Genomic DNA, 17,642 nt, shown 5'->3' with positions numbered 1-17,642 from the left:
TTGGATGAAAGTTTATGTTAAGGTTTTGTTTTGGGGCATCCGGCGCGGGGAAGAGCACCGGATTATACAGAGAAATAATAGAAAGAAGCAATAAGGAGCCGGGTACTGATTTTCTTATCATTGTGCCGGACCAGTTCACGATGCAGACTCAGAAGGATGTAGTTAAACTGCATCCCGACAGGGCTATCATGAACATAGATGTACTGAGCTTTGGCAGACTCTCCCACAGAGTTTTCGAGGAGACGGGCCATGGCTCTTTTTCTGTGCTCGATGATGTGGGTAAGAGCCTGGTGCTGAGGCATGTTTCGGATATGCTTGGCGACAAGCTGCCTATAATCGGCAGGAATATGCATAAGAGCGGATATCTGGACGAGGTCAAGTCCACAATTTCCGAGTTTATGATGTACGGAATAGATGACAAGGCACTGTCCGTTCTTGAGGAAAAGAGCCTTAAAAAGGGCGCATTAAATGCCAAGCTTAAGGACCTCAGGCTCCTCTATCGGAGCTTCCTTGAATACATAGACGGAAGGTTTATCACTGCAGAGGAAACCCTTGATATTCTGTGCAAGGCACTTCCTGAGTCTGCCCTCATCAAGGACAGCGTCATTGTCTTTGACGGCTTTACCGGCTTTACACCAATTCAGTACAGGGTGATCAAAGAGCTTTTGTCCCTGTGCAGTGAAGTTGTCTTTTCCGTGACCATAAGTCCGGACGAGGACCCTTATGCAGATGATTATAAGGAGCAGGAACTCTTTATGCTGAGCAAAAAGACCGTTCGCGATCTTGAAAGGCTTGAATTTGAAGTGCAGAAGGAGAAAGGCTCCAATATACCTGATTTTGAGACATATAGGAAACTTAGACACAGTGAAGTGACAGATATCTTTTACCGCGAGGAGCCTGTGGCAAGGCTTAAGAATAATGCACCACTGGCATTTCTTGAGAAAGCTCTTTTCCGCTATAATCCCGAGAAATTTGCCGGGGATAACAACTCCATATTCCTGTATCAGACCACGACGCCTTCTGAAGAGATACGTCAGACTATGATCAAGATTGCCGATCTTGTGAGGAATGAGAACTATGCGTACAGGGATATTGCGCTTGTGTGCGGATCGCTTGATACTTACGGGGATATTATCACAAGGCAGGCTCAGAAGTTTGGAATTCCGGTTTATGTGGATACAAACGTCTCGCTGATGCTCAATCCCTTTATTGAATATATAACCAGTGCCCTGAATATCGTCATTTCAGGATACAGGTATGAGGACGTTTTCCATTACATGAGAAGTGGTATGACCGGATTTGATGCCGGGGATACTGATCTTTTGGAGAACTATGTACGCGCTCTTGGAATTAAGGGCAGGAAGCAGTGGGAAGACAGGTTCCTTCGCAGAATGCCAAGGAAGTTTAAATCAAGAAAGAAGGACCTTGAACAGAAGGACCAGATGCTCCTTGAGAAGCTCGACTTAATGAGGGAGAAGATAAGCAGCGACCTAAAGCCGTTATTCGATGCAAAGGGCGGAACGGTAAAGGAGATCACTGATGCCCTTATAAGTGTCGTAGAGGCCGGAAATTTAAAAGAAAAGCTTGAGGAGTACAGAAATACCTTTGAGGAAAAAGGAGACCTGAAAAAGGCCAAAGAATACGATCAGATATATACAAGGGTAATGCTGCTTCTGGAGCAGATGAATGCTCTTATAGGTGATGAGAAGCTTGACATGGCTGAGTACAAGGATGTACTAAGCGCAGGTTTTGGTGAGATATCAGTTGGTACGATACCACAGGACGTTGACAGGATCATTGTCGGAGATATTGAGAGGACAAGACTTAAAGAGGTTCGCATCCTGTTCTTCGTGGGAGTCAACGACGGCAATATCCCGTCAAACGCAGGAAGCGGTGGAATTCTGTCTGACATAGACAGGCAGTTCTTACAGGATCTTGGCACGGATATTGAGTTTGCACCATCGCCAAGGCAGCAGATGTATATTCAAAGGCTCTACCTGTATATGAACCTGACTAAGCCTACGGATAAGCTGTTTTTGTCCTTTGCCGAGCTTGGTAATGACGGAAAGAGCTTGAGGCAGGCATATCTTATTCCTAAGCTCAGACAGATGTTTGAGAACCTTGAAATAGAAAGGCCAATGGAGAATGGTTTTGAAGCTCAGATGGTCAGCATAGATGACGGAATGGATGCTTATTCCGATCTTGTCAGGGAATATGCTTCAGGAAGACTATCAAGCCTGCAGGAGAGGGAGATGTTTACCCTGAGGAAGGTGCTGTCTGAGAACAAGGACAACAAACTCGTTGAGAAGCTGACTGAGGCTGCGTTTATTCACTATGAGTCTGTACCTATTGCCAAGGCTGTGGCTCTTGCTCTTTATGGTGCAACCCTGGAGAACAGTGTCAGCAGGCTTGAGAAGTATGCAAGCTGCGCCTACGCACACTTTTTGCAGTATGGACTTACTTTAAATGACAGGCAGGAGTACAGTTTCGAGGCTTCTGACCTTGGAAATGTGTACCATCAGGTACTTGAGAAGTATACCGGAGAAATAATAACAAAAGGTATTGATTGGAGAGAGCTCTCCAAGGAAAAATCTGATGAAATATTAAATCGTGCTTTAACAGAATGCGTAGATGCGTACGGCGATACCATTTTAAGGAGCAGCGCCAAGAATCAGCACATGATAGAGCGCATCAAAAAGATCCTTACAAGAACCGTAGATACGCTTAAATACCAGATTACAAGCAGTTTGTTCAATCCTGCATATGTTGAGATGAGTTTTCAGGAGGCCGGAAGCCTTGATGAAATTAATGTGGCTCTTTCAGAAGATGAAAAGAAAAACATAACAGAGAAAATGAAACTTAAGGGAAAGATTGACCGAGTTGATCTATGCAACGAAGGCGATCAGATCTATGTGAAGGTAATGGACTTTAAGTCCAGCGAGCACAAGTTTAACCTGGCTTACCTGTACTACGGCCTTCAGCTTCAGCTTGTTATGTATATGAATGTTGCAGCTGCATGTGAGAGGAAAAAACATCCGGGCAAGGATATTATTCCTGCAGCAATCTTGTACTATCACGTGGAAGACCCCATGATTGAGGGAAAAGCGGATACAGTAACAGATGATATCAATAAAGAGATAATTTCAGAGCTGAAAATGACCGGACTGGTTAATGATAATACAGACATTATCAGGAAGCTGGATACCGGCTTTGCAACTAAGTCTGACATCATTCCGGTGGAACTTAAAAAGGACGGAACTCCAAGTGCAAGATCTCAGACAGCAAGTTCAGATGAGTATGAAGCTATCTCGGGCTTTGTTAACAAGAAGGTCAAGGAGTTTGGAAGGAATATCTTAAACGGTGATATTTCCGTCAATCCTTATGGGGACAGCAAAATGCAGTCCTGTACTTACTGCGATTACAAGCATATCTGCGGATTTGATGAGCGCATAAGCGGATACAAAAAGAGAAAGCTTGATATAACTTCAGACGAAGCGATGATGCGCATAATGAATGGGAATTAAGATTTATGGGAGTGGAATTTACAAAAGAACAACAGGCAGTCATAGACGCAAGAGACTGCAACATACTGGTATCAGCAGCAGCCGGATCGGGTAAGACGGCTGTACTTGTTGAGCGCATCATCGGCATGGTCCTTGCCGGCCTTGATGTTGATCATCTTCTGGTGGTTACCTTCACCAAGGCAGCAGCTGCCCAGATGAAGGAGAAGATCACCGCAGCCATACAGGAGAAGCTGGCACAAGACCCTGACAACGAGCATCTGCAGAAGCAGGAGACGCTGATACATAACGCCCAGATAACAACAATTGACTCTTTCTGCCAATATGTTATAAGGAACAACTTTAACACCATTGGGCTTGATCCGTCTTTTAGAGTTGCGGATGAGGGAGAGCTTAAGCTCTTACAGGAAGAAGTCATGAGCAGCATGATAGAGGAGGAATATGAGGCTGCTAAACAGGCCTCGGACAGCGACTTCATATTTTTCATGGATTATTTCAGTCAGGGCAGCAGAGATGAAAGGGCCGTGGAGTTTATTAATGATCTCTTTAAGTTTTCTGTCAGTTGCGCATGGCCTGAAGAATGGATCAGGGAGAGGGCGTCTGATTACGAACTTTCAGACGAAGCCTTCGACGAACTTCCCTGGGTAAAAGAGTGCATGCGTTATGCAAAGAGTACCCTTAAGGAATGTGCCGATAAGATAGACAGAGCCTACAGGATGTGCCTAGAGCCCGACGGACCATACATGTACGGAGATCAGCTTGAAACTGAAAATGACAGTATTTATGCAGCTTTGCGATATGATACCTACGATGCCCTGTTTGACGGCCTTCGCGGGATTTCATTCGATAGATTGTCGACAAAAAGGGACCCTTCGGTGAATGCCGATAAGAGGGAGTTAGCTAAGGACCTTCGCGGAGATGTTAAAGACAGAATAGGGAAGCTCATCACAGATTACTTTGCCCTTCCTTCCGAGGCGGTTCTTGCAAACATGCAGCTGTGTGACAGGGCAGTCAAGGAACTGTGCAGGCTTACCCTGGAATTTAAATCCAGATTTGATGAACTTAAAAGAGAGAGGCAGATCATAGATTTCTCCGATATGGAGCACTTTGCCCTGCAGATTTTGGTGGATCCGGATACCAAAGAGCCCACTCAGGTCGCACTAGAGTACAGGGACTACTACAAAGAGGTCCTTATCGATGAGTACCAGGATTCAAACAATGTCCAGGAGATGATCCTTAAGGCAATTTCCGGAGAAGAGGCAGCTGGTAGCGAGAGGTTCATGGTTGGAGATGTCAAGCAGAGCATCTACAAGTTCAGACTTGCAAGACCTGAGATCTTCATGGAGAAATTCAGAAGCTACGACCGCGATGAAAAAGCCTCTGACAGGAGGATCGATCTTCACAAGAACTTCAGAAGCAGAAGCGAAGTTCTTGATATAACCAACTATATCTTTAAGAGGCTGATGGCAGGAGACCTTGGCGGCGTTGAGTACGATGAAGATGCCAGACTGGTTCGCGGAAGGGATTTCGAGGAGCCAGACTTTGACGTAACACCTGAGATGATCTTTATCGACGGAGCAGACACCCTTGATGAAGATTCGCCGGACGAAGAGGGCATCGGGGATATGTCTTCCAAGGAGAAGGAAGCTCTTTTCATAGCCGAGAGAATCAATAAGCTAAGAGAAGAGAACAGTGCTCTTATGTTCAAGGACATAGTGATCCTTTTAAGAGCTCCTTCGGGATGGGATGAAACCTTTAAGGATGTCCTGGAAGGTCAGGGAATTCCCACATATATCGATTCCAAGAGCGGATATCTGGATGCCTCGGAAGTGGCTATTTTGCTGGATTCCCTCAGCGTTATTGACAATCCCAGACAGGATGTGCCATTGACGGCTGTCATGCACTCATCCATTGGCGGTTTTAGTGATGAGGAGCTTGCTCTTATTCGCATAGCTATGAATAAAAGCGAAGAGCAGTTAAGGGGAGAAACGATATATGATGGCCTTATCAGTGACCTTGAGCTTTCAGATGGCCTCTCGGCCAAGGTGAAGGCGTTTACTGATACTCTTGAAGAGTACAGGCGTATGTCAACTTACACGCCTGTTCATGACCTTTTGCAGATCATAATTGATGATACGGATTACGAACAGATAGTTACTGCTATGCCCGGCGGAACCCAGAGAAGAGCCAATGTTGAGATGCTTCTTAACAAGGCAGCAGACTTTGAGAAGACCAGCTTTAGGGGGCTCTTCCACTTTGTCCGCTACATAGAGCACATCAAGGTTGTTCAGGTGGACTACGGCGAGGCGGGAACCATTGACGAGAACTCGGATGTCGTGCGCATCATGAGCATACACAAGAGTAAGGGACTGGAGTTCCCGGTTGTCTTTGTGGCAGGCCTTAGTAAGGATTTTGACAAAAGAGATACCTATGGCGATCTCATAATCGACATGGATCTGGGCATAGGTGTAAAGAGCATAAATACTGACCTTCGCGTTAAGTACGATACATTAAAGCGCAGGATCATAGCCGGCAAGATAGGAACCGATAACCTTGGGGAGGAGATAAGAGTACTCTACGTTGCCCTTACAAGAGCCAAGGAGAAGCTCATCATGACCTCCTACGTCAAGAATCTTGCAGGAACTCTGGAATCACAGCTAAAAGACTTATCTGTGCTGGGAGCTGCAGATGAGGCGCTTCCATATTCCATGAGAGTAGGCGCGGGCAATTATCTCTCCATGGTACTCCCATCTCTCATGCTTCATCCTTCCATGGGAGGACTTCTTGATAAGTATGAGCTGCCAAGACAGGACTATGATGCGCTTTTGGAAGGCGCCTGTGAAGCGCCGGTGCTTAAGATTAGTTCTGTGGGAGATAAGGACCTTCTTGACGGCATAAGGGCCGGAGCTTTTAAGGCAACTATGCGCAGACAGGCTCTGGAAAATGGCGGAAACATTGATGAGGAGCTCCTTGAGAGTCTTAAGGCGAAATTCTTTGCAAAGTACCCTCACGCTGATCTGAAAGGTCTTTTCACCAAGACTACGGTATCTGAGCTCAAGAAGAAGGCCATGGTGGATGAGGATGAGTTTGGGGTGGTTCCTGCTCCGTATGCTGCAGATGAGGAGCCTAAGGGCACTCTTACCGGCGCAGAGCGAGGAAGTGCCTACCACAGGGTCATGGAGCTTCTGGATAGTGATGCATTTGCAGACACATCTGCAGAGGGCCTTGGAGACTGGATTGCGATAGCGGCTCAGAAAGGCCTGATACCTGATGAGTACCGTGAGGTGGTAAAACCTGAGGACATAAGAACATATCTTTTAACGGACCTTGGAGCTCGCATGGGAGCTGCATTTGGCAGAGGCGAGCTCATGCGTGAGAAGCCTTTCATGATGGGGATTTCGGCAAAAGAGCTTGATCCGGGATTTCCGGAAGATGAGATGGTGCTGGTTCAGGGAATTGTGGATGCCTGGTTTATAGAGAATGGCGAGATAGTGCTTCTTGACTACAAGACCGATAAGGTCAGGGATGGCAAGGCACTGGTGGACAGATATGCTGTGCAGCTTGAACTCTACAAGAGGGCTCTGGAAGCCGCCACAAGAAAAAAGGTAAAGGAAGTATATATCTACTCCTTTACCCTTGAAAGCGTCATAAGGCTGGATTAAAGCAGAGTATAGACCAAGGCAAAAGCATTGGCTGCAATGTGCACCACCAGAGGGATGCTCAAAGTCCTATGCCTGTAATAGCTGTAGGTTATGATAAGCCCCATCAAAAAGCCGTATAGGGCCTGTACGGGGTGAAGATGATAAATGCCAAACAGAGCTGCTGTCAGGATAATTACGATGGCAGCTCTTTTTATGTGTCTGTTTAGAAAGTTAAAGAGAAAATATCTGAACAGTATCTCTTCCACCAATGGAGTGGCAAAGCAGTACACCATGATCAGTATGGCAGTCTCGCTTGATATGCTGAAAAGGCGCCTCTCCGGGCCCTGAAAGGACTCAAGGCTTGTAAGACCCATGGCATTAAATATAAGGGTCAGCACAAGGGCTGAAAGAGCGCCGATAAGAGCCCATATGGCATGGAGTTTTATTTGATTTAAAGTAAATGCTCTGTTATTCATAAAAAGCTATTGACAATCCTTGGGCATAATAGTTTAATTGACTTGAATTAAAAATAAACCGCTAGGGGAGCTATGCTGAGAGTGCTCGTGCGATGCACGACTAACCCTTATCACCTGACCCGGATAATACCGGCGTAGGGAAGCAACGATAACTCATAGACGTCAGAGTACATTATACTGTGCTTTTAATGTTTATGGAATATCAACGTCAGGAAACCTCCCAAGATAACGGTCATATAAAGGGAGGATTTTTTTATGAGTTTATTTCTTGAAAAGGTCGTTGAAGACGGCTACACATCTTACAACATCACAACAGGCGGATACATCCTGGTGGTGGTTCTTGCAATCCTTGCGTTTTTGGGTATCAGCTACTTTATAAATGCCGATGGCAAAGGAAAGCTCAGCGTTAAGCAGCTCACAGTATCAGCTCTTTGCCTTGCCCTTGCATTTGTTTTGTCAAACGTTAAGCTCTTTAAGCTTCCAATGGGCGGATCAGTTACAGTATTCAGCATGTTCTTTATCACATATATCGGATATCTCTACGGACCCAGAGTAAGCCTTGCATCAGCATTTGCTTACGGACTTCTTCAGATGATCGTTGATCCTTATATCATCAGTGTTCCACAGCTTCTGTGCGACTATGTGCTTGCTTTCACAGCTCTCGGTCTTGCAGGATTCTTCCACAACACTAAGTTTGGAATGTACAAGGGATACCTGGTTGGTGTATTCGGAAGATTCGTATTTGCAGTGCTCTCCGGAGTTGTATTCTTTGCAGACTATACACCTGAGGGAATGTCACCGATTGGCTATTCAGTAGCTTATAACGGAAGCTACCTTGCAGCTGAGGCAGTTCTCACAATTGTAGTTCTCTGCATTCCTGCAGTAAGAGTTGCTCTCAACAGAATCAAAAATGAGGCTCTTGAAAAGGGCGTAGTAAAAACTGCTCAGGCAGTATAAGGAAGTCAGGGAGTGAGTCAGTGGGGACGTTTCAGGAGTCAGAGGGACGGTTCTCTTGACTTCTTTTGCGATGCTAAAGAAGTCAAGAGAACCGTCCCTCTGACTCCTGAAACGTCCCCACTGACTCACTCCCTGACATAAAAAAGCCCGGCACATCGAAAGTGCCGGGCTATATTTATATTACAGTATCTGAATTCCGTTCCTGGTAGCCTCTTCAACCATATCCTCAGGCCAGATAGAGCACTGAACCTCTCCGATATGAGCTTTTCTTAAGAAGAACATACAAATTCTTGACTGACCGATTCCACCGCCGATGGTGTAAGGCAGCTCTTTGTCCAAAATTGCTTTCTGGAAAGGAAGCTCTGCTCGTTCGGTGCATCCTGCCTTCTCAAGCTGGCTCTTGAGTGACTCCTCATCAACTCTGATTCCCATACTTGAAAGCTCAAGAGCAATGTCAAGAACAGGGTAGTAAACGATGATGTCAGCATTAAGTGCCCAGTCGTCATAGTCCGGAGCTCTTCCGTCATGCTTATCACCTGAAGCAAGCTCATCACCGATCTGCATTATGCATACAGCACCCTTGGCTTTGGAAATGAAGTACTCACGCTCCTTGGGAGTGTTGTCCGGGAACATGTCCTCAAGCTCCTGGGTTGTGATAAAGAAGATATCCTCGGGAAGGATCTCCTCGATGTAGTCATACTGAATGGACATGAACTTCTCGGTCTTTCTGAGAACCTTGTAAACGTTCTTAACGGTTTCCTTGAGGAAATCAAGGTTTCTGTCCTCTTTATTTATAACCTTTTCCCAGTCCCACTGGTCAACGAAGATTGAGTGGATATTGTCAGGGATCTCATCACGTCTTACAGCGTTCATATCTGTGTAGAGACCTTCGCCAACATTGAATCCGTACTTCTTAAGGGCATATCTCTTCCATTTAGCAAGAGAGTGCACGATCTCAGCCGGACGCTCATTCTCATTGAGAATATCAAAGGCTACAGGGCGCTCAACGCCATTAAGATTGTCGTTAAGTCCTGACTCGGGAGTTACAAACAGGGGCGCTGTTACACGCTGAAGATTGAGCCTTGTTGCGAGCATTCCCTGAAAAAAGTCCTTGACGGTCTTGATTCCAACCTGTGTGTCGTGAAGATCAAGAGCTGATTTGTAGTTCTTTGGGATCTTAAGGTTTTCCATCTTATTTATTCCTCTTCAAATTTTAATTTCTTCCTACAATTTAATAACTTTTAGCGTATTAATGCAAGAAAAAGTTGTTATCCGGGTTCTGTTTTTCAACAACATTTTTTTCAAAAACAATTCACAAAATGGTCACAGACTTCTATTTACAAACCAATCTTAAAAATATAATATATTTTGAAGTTCGAAAACGATTTCGAAACTTAAAGTTTGTATTATGTTTTATGGTAGTAAGGAGTGATGTTTTATGTTAGGAGAATTGATTAAAAAGCACATTATGCTTAAGCCTGCTCAGGTTAAAGATTTTGTGGATGCTGCAACGAAGTGTGATTTTGATGTGGACATCTACTACAACAGATATGTTGTTGACGCTAAGTCAATCCTGGGCGTATTTGGTCTTGATCTTACACAGCCTCTTACAGTGGAGTACAGAGGTTACAACAAGAACTTCGAGACATTTCTTAACGCCATGGCTGTTTGATAAGGCTTGCATTAGTTAAATAGGGAAATAGGAGGAGGCTCTCTATGGTATAATCTTTGAGTGAAATACCATAGGGAGCTTTTTTTATGGAAATCAGAATATCAGTCAGGGGCCTTGTGGAATTTATTTTAAGGTCCGGTGACATAGACAATAGAATACATCAGGCAAGTGCAGATGCCATGCAGGAAGGCGGAAGGATCCACCGTATGATCCAGAAGAGCATGGGGCCTGATTACCACGCCGAGGAGCCTCTTTTATATAAAAAGAGCTATGAAAACTATGATCTGATCGTGGAGGGCCGTGCTGACGGAATCCTGGATAAGTATATGGATCAGCCTGTGAGCGCGCTGGAGATGGGACAGAGTTCTTTCCTGCCTACAGAGCGCTATGCACCCATGATCGACGAGATAAAGGGCACCTACAGGGAACTTGCCAAGATGAAGGAGCCTGTATCAGTGCATCTGGCTCAGGCCAAGTGCTACGCAGCCATGTATCTTCTTGACCGTCACTATCCGGAAGTTGACGTCAGGATGACTTATTGCAACATGGACACAGAGGAGAAAAAGTTCTTCGACTTCACCTTCACATATGCCGAGATAACACAGTGGTTCTCAGGCCTTATCGAGATGTACAGGAAATGGGCAGATTTTGAGTGTGATTGGGGGCTTGAGCGCACCATGTCCATAAAGGCCGTAAACTTCCCATTCACCTACAGAGAAGGACAAAAAGACCTTGCAGCTGCGGTTTACAGAACCATTGTCCACAAGAAAAAGCTGTTTTTGGAGGCGCCTACAGGCACGGGTAAGACCATTTCCACCGTATTTCCCACGGTAAAGGCCATGGGGGAGGGGAAGGTCTCCAAGATCTTCTACCTGACAGCCAAGACCATAACAAGAACTGTGGCCGAAGAGGCCTTTAATATCATGCGCTCATCTCAGGGCCTTAAGTTCAAGACCGTGACCATAACAGCAAGAGATAAGATCTGCTTTATCGATGAAGCCACAAGGAACTGTAATCCCGTGGCATGTCCCTACGCCAAGGGGCACTATGACCGCATCAACGATGCCATATTTGATATGCTCACACATGAGGATAACTTTGACAGGGACACCATCACAGAGTATGCCAAAAAGCACGAAGTATGCCCCTTTGAGATGTCTCTGGACATGAGCCTTTGGAGCGATGCCATAATCTGCGACTACAACTATGTATTCGATCCTTTTGTATATTTAAGGCGCTTCTTTGCTGACGGAATAAGGCACGACTATGCCTTTTTGGTGGATGAGACCCACAACCTTCTTGAGAGAGGAAGGGAGATGTACAGTGCCGTCCTTCGGAAAGAGAGCTTTTTGGACCTCAAGAACAAAATCAAAGACTATCACCCAAGAATCGTATCAGCCCTTACCAAGTGCAACAGTGCTCTTTTGGAACTGAAAAGAGAGTGCGACGAGATGAAGGTATATGGCTCAATCGAGAGATTTATTCAGCCGTTGGACAGACTATCCGCGGTCATGAACGAATACCTTGAAGATCACTCAGAAGGGCCCTTTAGGGATGAAATACTGCAGTTTTACTTTGATATATCAAGATTTCTTACAATATATGACCTCTTGGATGACCACTATACAATCTACGGAGAATATGCAGAGGACGGAAGTTTTCTGCTTAGACTTGCGTGCATAGATCCGTCCAGGAATCTCTCTGCCTGCATGAGCAGAGGAGTATCCTCAATACTCTTTTCCGCAACACTTCTGCCAATTCAGTATTACAAGGGACTTCTTGGCGGAGATGACAAGGACTTCGAGATTTATGCCAAGTCCATATTTGATCCTTCAAGACTTGGAATATTCATCGGCTCTGATGTGACCAGCAGATATTCCAAGAGAAGCGATGATATGTATTACAAAGTTGCTAATTACATCCACAGCGTTGTAAGTGCCAGAAGCGGAAACTATCTGATATTCTTCCCCTCGCACCAGTTCCTTGAGGAGGTTTATATCGCTTATGAGGATAATTTCTATGATCCCGATTCGACAGATATTCTTGTGCAAAAGAGCTATATGACCGAGGAAGCCAGAGAAGACTTCCTGGGAAGATTCTCTGAGGGCAATAGCCTTGATCTCTCTGAGATAATCCATATGGACATGGAGGTCGTAGAGGACAAAAACGTCCTTGGCTTTTGTGTGATGGGTGGAATCTTCAGTGAGGGTATCGATCTTAAGTATGACAGCCTCATAGGCGTTATAGTTGTTGGAACGGGAATCCCCATGGTATGCAATGAGAGAGAAGTCATAAGAAATTACTTTGATCAAAAGGGCCTTGATGGCTTTGATTACGCCTACAAGTATCCGGGAATGAATAAGGTCCTTCAGGCAGCCGGAAGAGTAATAAGGACCAGCGAGGACGTTGGCGTTGTTGCGCTCCTTGATGACAGGTTCCTTCAGGCTACTTATAAGGCTCTTTTCCCGAGAGAATGGAGAGGATATAAGACGGTTTCGACCACTTCGGTCAATAGCGAGATTTCCCGCTTCTGGAGAGGATTTGAAGCGGATTTAGACCCTCAAAAAACTACAAAATCATAAAAAATCGGAAATTAAGTTTACATAAATCAGAAATCAATAAATTTATGTAAACCATAATTTTAGCCCTTTTGTCCCAAGATGTGAAAAAATACACTAAATTATCAGATAAATGATACAAAAGACATAGATAAATGACACCAGAGTCATGTGGATAACTCTGTGGAAATTGGGGATTATTGTGAAAATAGTTTTCAAAATACCGCATAAATAGGCATTCTAAATCGGCTGATAAAATAACCCCAGCCGGGGGTATAAATCAGGTGTATGACCAGAATGGTCAATACATATATGTAAACCAATAAAAATAATGACATAAGTGTCAATAAAAACGCTACAACCCAGTATTTATGGGCGCTTCAGCAATGGAAATAACTTTCTTGATAGTGCTAAAGAGTTGTTGTAAAATAAATTCTAATATGTCGTAAGAAGGAGGAGCAGAGTATGAAGATACAGGACTATGGTCAGGATGTAGTTCTTCTTAATGAAGAGATGCTTTCCGAAAGAGCCAAAATGTCTGGTAACCTTATAGGTGCATGCAACAAGCTTCTCAAACGTGCCAAGGAAATTGATAATATAAATCTTCTGGGCTACAGCTACTATTATGTGGCTGATGCTTATTATCTTTTAAGTACTGACTATCGTAAGTTCAATACCAATCTTCTCAAGGCAATCGAATACCTTCAGACATGCGGAGACAATGAGCATCTGGCCAGATGCTACAACCTCCTTGGTATTGATGCGCTCAATCACGGCAATCCCGAGCTTGCTCTTGATTTCTTCCTGAGCGGTCTTAAGTATTGTGAGGCCATCGACAAGAACAGCAGTATTCCGGGATTTCTTAAGTTCAACATCGGACAGATCTATTACGACAACGGTGAGATCAAGCAGGCGCTTGGTTATATCCGCTCTGCTTACAGAGATATTCGCAAGAACAAGAAGGACAGTCTCTATTACAGAAACCTTCTTTACTGTTACTGCTTCCAGGCAGACTGTTACATCATTCTGGACAAAAAAGATTCAGTCGAGAAGTGCCTTCAGGGCATAGAGCAGCTTGAACAGGCCGACGGTGTTAACCTTGATCTGTTTCAGGATCTTCCGGTACTTGATATCAAGATGCGTGGATATCACTATCTCGGTGAGATGGAACTCTACGAGAAGTATTCAGATATGCTCTCTTACCAGCTCCAGAACAACAAGTTCCCGCTTGACAGTATGGAAGACATTTACGTGGTCTGCAGATTCTTTATGAAAGTGGGCAGATACGGAGAGGTCAAGAGGATAATTAAGAACTCGGAGCGAAGCCTTAAAGAGCTCAATATTCCAAACCTTGCAAAAGGGCATGCCAAGCTCAGAATAGAGTTTTACGAGAAGATGAAAGAGACTAAAGAGAAGAATCAGGCTCTTTTGGATTATTACAACGCATCCCTCGAGCAGGAAAAAGAGAGTATCGTCAACTACAAGTTCTTTATGAATATAAGGAACAGACTCTCTTCCATAGAAAAAGAAAATATCATGCTGATAAAGCAGGCTGAGACCGATCCGCTTACAGGACTTGGCAACAGATACGGTCTTAATAAGTACGCTGATAAGGCGTTTGAGGAAGCCTACGCAGGTCAGTATTCACTGGCAGTGGAAATTCTGGACGTGGACAACTTCAAGCTATACAATGATACCTATGGTCATCAGGTGGGTGATCTGTGTCTTAAGAAGATATCTGAGATCATAAGCAACCTCTGCACTGTGAGAAAGACTGTACATGCTTACAGATACGGCGGTGATGAGTTTGTTTTGATATATGAAAATATGAATGACGAAGAGATAATGGAATGTGCCACATCCCTTCGTGATCAGGTGGCATCCCTTAAGTTTGACAACAGACGCTATCCGTCGGGACCTGTCGTCACCATCTCCCAAGGCATAAGGAACTCGGTACCGGGCGAGACCAACAAGCTTTGGGATTACATGTATGCTGCCGACAACGCGCTGTATGATGTCAAGGAACACAAAAAGGGAGAGGTTGTCCTGCTCCATAAGGCAATAATTTCTCAGAAGTCACTTGACGAAGCACAGCACAGCTGATTATTATTATTTTTTACCATAGATGAGGAGAATATAATGAAGAAAGAACTCGAAAAAACCTATAATCCCAGGGAAATAGAGGATCGCCTCTATCAGAAATGGGAGGAAAAGAAATATTTCCACGCTGAGGTAGATAAGACTAAAAAGCCTTTTACCATCGTAATTCCACCGCCAAATATCACAGGTAAGCTCCACATGGGCCACGCCTTTGACCAGACTCTGCAGGACATTCTTATCAGATGGAAGAGAATGCAGGGATACAACGCACTCTGGCAGCCCGGAACAGACCATGCCAGCATTGCTACTGAGGTTCGTATCACTGACGAGCTCAAGAAGCAGGGCATCGACAAGAGAGAGCTCGGCAGGGAGAAATTCCTTGAGAAGGCATGGGAGTGGAAGAAAGAGTACGGCGGAACCATCGTATCCCAGCTCAAAAAGCTCGGCTCTTCCTGCGACTGGGACAGAGAGCGCTTTACCATGGACGAGGGCTGCAATGAGGCGGTTACCGAAGTCTTTGTTAAGATGCATGAGAAAGGCTACATATATAAAGGAAGCAGAATCGTAAACTGGTGTCCTATATGTAAGACTTCTATTTCCGATGCAGAGGTTGAGTACGAAGAGCAGGCCGGACATCTCTGGCACATCAAGTACCCTCTTATCGAGGATGACGGATCAGTATCTACAACCAAATTTATCGAGTTTGCAACCACAAGACCTGAGACAATGCTTGGTGATACTGCTGTAGCAGTTAATCCCGATGATGACAGATATAAAGATTTCAAAGGCAAGAAGGTTCTTCTTCCTATAGTTAACAGAGAGCTTCCTATTGTTGAGGACTCTTATGTAGATATGGAGTTCGGAACAGGTGTAGTTAAGATCACTCCTGCTCACGACCCTAACGACTTTGAGGTTGGAAAGCGCCATAACCTTCCTGAGATCAACGTCCTTAACGACGATGCTACGATCAATGCAAACGGTGGCAAGTTTGAGGGTATGGACCGTTATGAGTGCAGAGATGCAATTGTAAAAGAGCTTGATGAGATGGGGCTCCTTGTTAAGATTGAGGACTATTCTCACAACGTTGGAACTCACGATCGTTGCCACACCACAGTAGAGCCTATGATCAAGGCTCAGTGGTTCGTAAAGATGGATGAGCTTATTAAGCCTGCTGTAAAGGCAGTTAAAGAGGGCGAGATCAAGCTTATTCCTCCGAGAATGGACAAGATCTACTACAACTGGACAGACAATATCAGAGACTGGTGTATTTCAAGACAGCTCTGGTGGGGACACAGAATCCCCGCATACTACTGCGATAAGTGCGGAGAAGTTATTGTATCAAAAGAGGCACCTAAGGTTTGCCCTAAGTGTGGATGCGAGCACTTTACTCAGGATCCCGATACTCTTGATACATGGTTCTCATCAGCACTCTGGCCTTTCGAGACTCTTGGATGGCCACATGAGACTGAGGACCTTAAGTACTTCTTCCCTACAGACGTACTTGTAACAGGTTACGATATCATTTTCTTCTGGGTTATCAGAATGATCTTCTCAAGCTACGAGCATATGGGAACCTACCCATTTAAGACAGTTCTTTTCCACGGTCTTATCAGGGACTCCCAGGGAAGAAAGATGAGTAAATCCCTTGGAAACGGTATTGATCCTCTTGAGGTTATTGATAACTACGGCGCAGATGCACTTCGTCTTACTATCGTTACAGGTAATGCGCCGGGTAACGATATGCGTTTCTACAACGAGAGAGTAGAGAACAGCCGTAACTTTGCTAACAAGGTTTGGAATGCTTCCAGATTTATCATGATGAACATGAAGGAGGATGCTCCTTCTGCTATTCACCAGCCAATGCCTGCAGGTCTTGAGCCTGTTGATCACTGGATCCTCTCTAAGCTCAACAAGGCTGTAAAAGAGGTTACCGAGAACATGGAGAAGTTTGAGCTGGGTATCGCAGTCCAGAAGGTTTATGACTTTATCTGGGATGAGTTCTGCGACTGGTACATTGAGATGGTTAAGCCTCGTCTTTACAACTCAGACAATGAGGCATCTCATGAGGCAGCTCTTTGGACACTTCAGACCGTACTTATAAATGCACTTAAGCTCCTTCACCCATACATGCCATTCGTTACAGAGGAGATCTTCTGCACTCTTCAGGATGAGGAAGAATCCATCATGGTTTCAGACTGGCCTGTATATAAGGACGAGTGGAATTTTGCAGCTGATGAGAAGGCTATCGAGACCATTAAGGAGGCAGTTCGCGGAATCCGTAACGTACGTACACAGATGAACGTAGCTCCTTCAAGAAAGGCCAAGGTATTTGTTGTAAGTGATAACAAGGAAGTTCTTGATATCTTTACAACAGGTAAGCTCTTCTTCGAGGCACTTGCCTATGCATCAGAGTCTGTTTGCCAGTCCGGCAAGGACGGTATTGCTGATGACGCAGTATCTGTAGTACTTGCAGATGCTACTGTATATATTCCTTTCTCAGATCTTGTAGATATCTCTGCAGAAATAGAGCGTCTTACCAAGGAGCAGAAAAAGCTCGAGGGTGAGCTTAAGAGATCCCAGAACATGCTCAGCAATGAGAAGTTCCTCTCAAAGGCTCCTGCTGAGAAGATCGCTGAGGAGAAAGAGAAGCAGCAGAAATATCAGCAGACATACGATCAGATAACAGAAAGACTTGCTCAGCTTTCAAAGTGATTGGC

Annotated in this window: 9 protein-coding genes and 1 riboswitch; of the genes, 7 read left to right on the top strand and 2 right to left on the bottom strand. The window is 44.8% G+C overall.

Annotated features, from left to right (window positions below; translation table 11 throughout):
• Nucleotides 1-14: 14 nt before the first annotated feature.
• Both G633_RS0108620 and addA read left to right on the top strand, forming a co-directional pair.
• On the top strand, nucleotides 15-3,524 hold the full coding sequence (locus tag G633_RS0108620; protein WP_026519671.1) for a PD-(D/E)XK nuclease family protein: 3,510 nt from the start codon (nucleotides 15-17) through the stop codon (nucleotides 3,522-3,524).
• A 5-nt stretch (nucleotides 3,525-3,529) separates the two neighbouring features.
• Entirely contained in the window at nucleotides 3,530-7,183 is a 3,654-nt protein-coding gene (gene addA / locus G633_RS0108615) for a helicase-exonuclease AddAB subunit AddA (RefSeq protein WP_026519670.1), read from the top strand.
• Here addA and G633_RS0108610 read toward each other — a convergent pair.
• Nucleotides 7,180-7,638: a CPBP family intramembrane glutamic endopeptidase gene (locus G633_RS0108610; RefSeq protein WP_026519669.1), complete on the bottom strand. Its 459-nt coding sequence runs from the start codon at nucleotides 7,636-7,638 to the stop codon at nucleotides 7,180-7,182. The genes addA and G633_RS0108610 overlap by 4 nt on opposite strands.
• A gap of 53 nt (nucleotides 7,639-7,691) precedes the next feature.
• A riboswitch (TPP riboswitch) is annotated at nucleotides 7,692-7,796 on the top strand.
• A gap of 97 nt (nucleotides 7,797-7,893) precedes the next feature.
• On the opposite strand from G633_RS0108610, the gene thiT reads away from it, so the two are divergent.
• On the top strand, nucleotides 7,894-8,595 hold the full coding sequence (thiT, locus tag G633_RS0108605) for an energy-coupled thiamine transporter ThiT (RefSeq protein ID WP_026519668.1): 702 nt from the start codon (nucleotides 7,894-7,896) through the stop codon (nucleotides 8,593-8,595).
• A 180-nt stretch (nucleotides 8,596-8,775) separates the two neighbouring features.
• Here thiT and asnA read toward each other — a convergent pair whose 3' ends face one another.
• Nucleotides 8,776-9,786 carry an aspartate--ammonia ligase gene (gene asnA / locus G633_RS0108600; protein WP_022769734.1) on the bottom strand — a complete coding sequence of 337 codons (1,011 nt, stop codon included), beginning with the start codon at nucleotides 9,784-9,786 and terminating at the stop codon, nucleotides 8,776-8,778.
• Between the two features lie 247 nt (nucleotides 9,787-10,033).
• Between asnA and G633_RS0108595 the strand changes: the two genes are divergently transcribed.
• The 4 genes from G633_RS0108595 to G633_RS0108580 all read left to right on the top strand — a co-directional run bounded on the left by G633_RS0108595 (nucleotide 10,034) and on the right by G633_RS0108580 (nucleotide 17,637).
• Nucleotides 10,034-10,267, top strand: coding sequence for an HPr family phosphocarrier protein (locus tag G633_RS0108595; protein WP_022769733.1), 234 nt, complete (start codon nucleotides 10,034-10,036; stop codon nucleotides 10,265-10,267).
• 86 nt (nucleotides 10,268-10,353) lie between these two features.
• Nucleotides 10,354-12,849, top strand: coding sequence for an ATP-dependent DNA helicase (locus tag G633_RS0108590; protein ID WP_026519667.1), 2,496 nt, complete (start codon nucleotides 10,354-10,356; stop codon nucleotides 12,847-12,849).
• 441 nt (nucleotides 12,850-13,290) lie between these two features.
• Nucleotides 13,291-14,928, top strand: coding sequence for a tetratricopeptide repeat-containing diguanylate cyclase (locus G633_RS0108585; protein WP_026519666.1), 1,638 nt, complete (start codon nucleotides 13,291-13,293; stop codon nucleotides 14,926-14,928).
• Between the two features lie 36 nt (nucleotides 14,929-14,964).
• Nucleotides 14,965-17,637 (top strand): valine--tRNA ligase, encoded by a 2,673-nt coding sequence (locus tag G633_RS0108580; RefSeq protein WP_026519665.1) that lies wholly within the window; start codon nucleotides 14,965-14,967, stop codon nucleotides 17,635-17,637.
• Nucleotides 17,638-17,642: the final 5 nt, after the last annotated feature.

The sequence above is a fragment of the Butyrivibrio sp. FCS006 genome, assembly GCF_000424525.1.
GTDB lineage: Bacteria > Bacillota > Clostridia > Lachnospirales > Lachnospiraceae > Butyrivibrio.
This window is presented reverse-complemented; position numbering and strand designations above follow the sequence as displayed.

Excerpts from the sequence above, each read along its gene's own strand:
- G633_RS0108620 (WP_026519671.1), top strand. The coding sequence starts at position 15 with ATGTTAAGGTTTTGTTTTGGGGCATCCGGCGCGGGGAAGAGCACCGGA.
- addA (WP_026519670.1), top strand. The coding sequence starts at position 3,530 with ATGGGAGTGGAATTTACAAAAGAACAACAGGCAGTCATAGACGCAAGA.
- G633_RS0108590 (WP_026519667.1), top strand. The coding sequence starts at position 10,354 with ATGGAAATCAGAATATCAGTCAGGGGCCTTGTGGAATTTATTTTAAGG.
- thiT (WP_026519668.1), top strand. The coding sequence starts at position 7,894 with ATGAGTTTATTTCTTGAAAAGGTCGTTGAAGACGGCTACACATCTTAC.
- G633_RS0108580 (WP_026519665.1), top strand. The coding sequence starts at position 14,965 with ATGAAGAAAGAACTCGAAAAAACCTATAATCCCAGGGAAATAGAGGAT.
- G633_RS0108610 (WP_026519669.1), bottom strand. The coding sequence starts at position 7,638 with ATGAATAACAGAGCATTTACTTTAAATCAAATAAAACTCCATGCCATA.
- asnA (WP_022769734.1), bottom strand. The coding sequence starts at position 9,786 with ATGGAAAACCTTAAGATCCCAAAGAACTACAAATCAGCTCTTGATCTT.
- G633_RS0108595 (WP_022769733.1), top strand. The coding sequence starts at position 10,034 with ATGTTAGGAGAATTGATTAAAAAGCACATTATGCTTAAGCCTGCTCAG.
- G633_RS0108585 (WP_026519666.1), top strand. The coding sequence starts at position 13,291 with ATGAAGATACAGGACTATGGTCAGGATGTAGTTCTTCTTAATGAAGAG.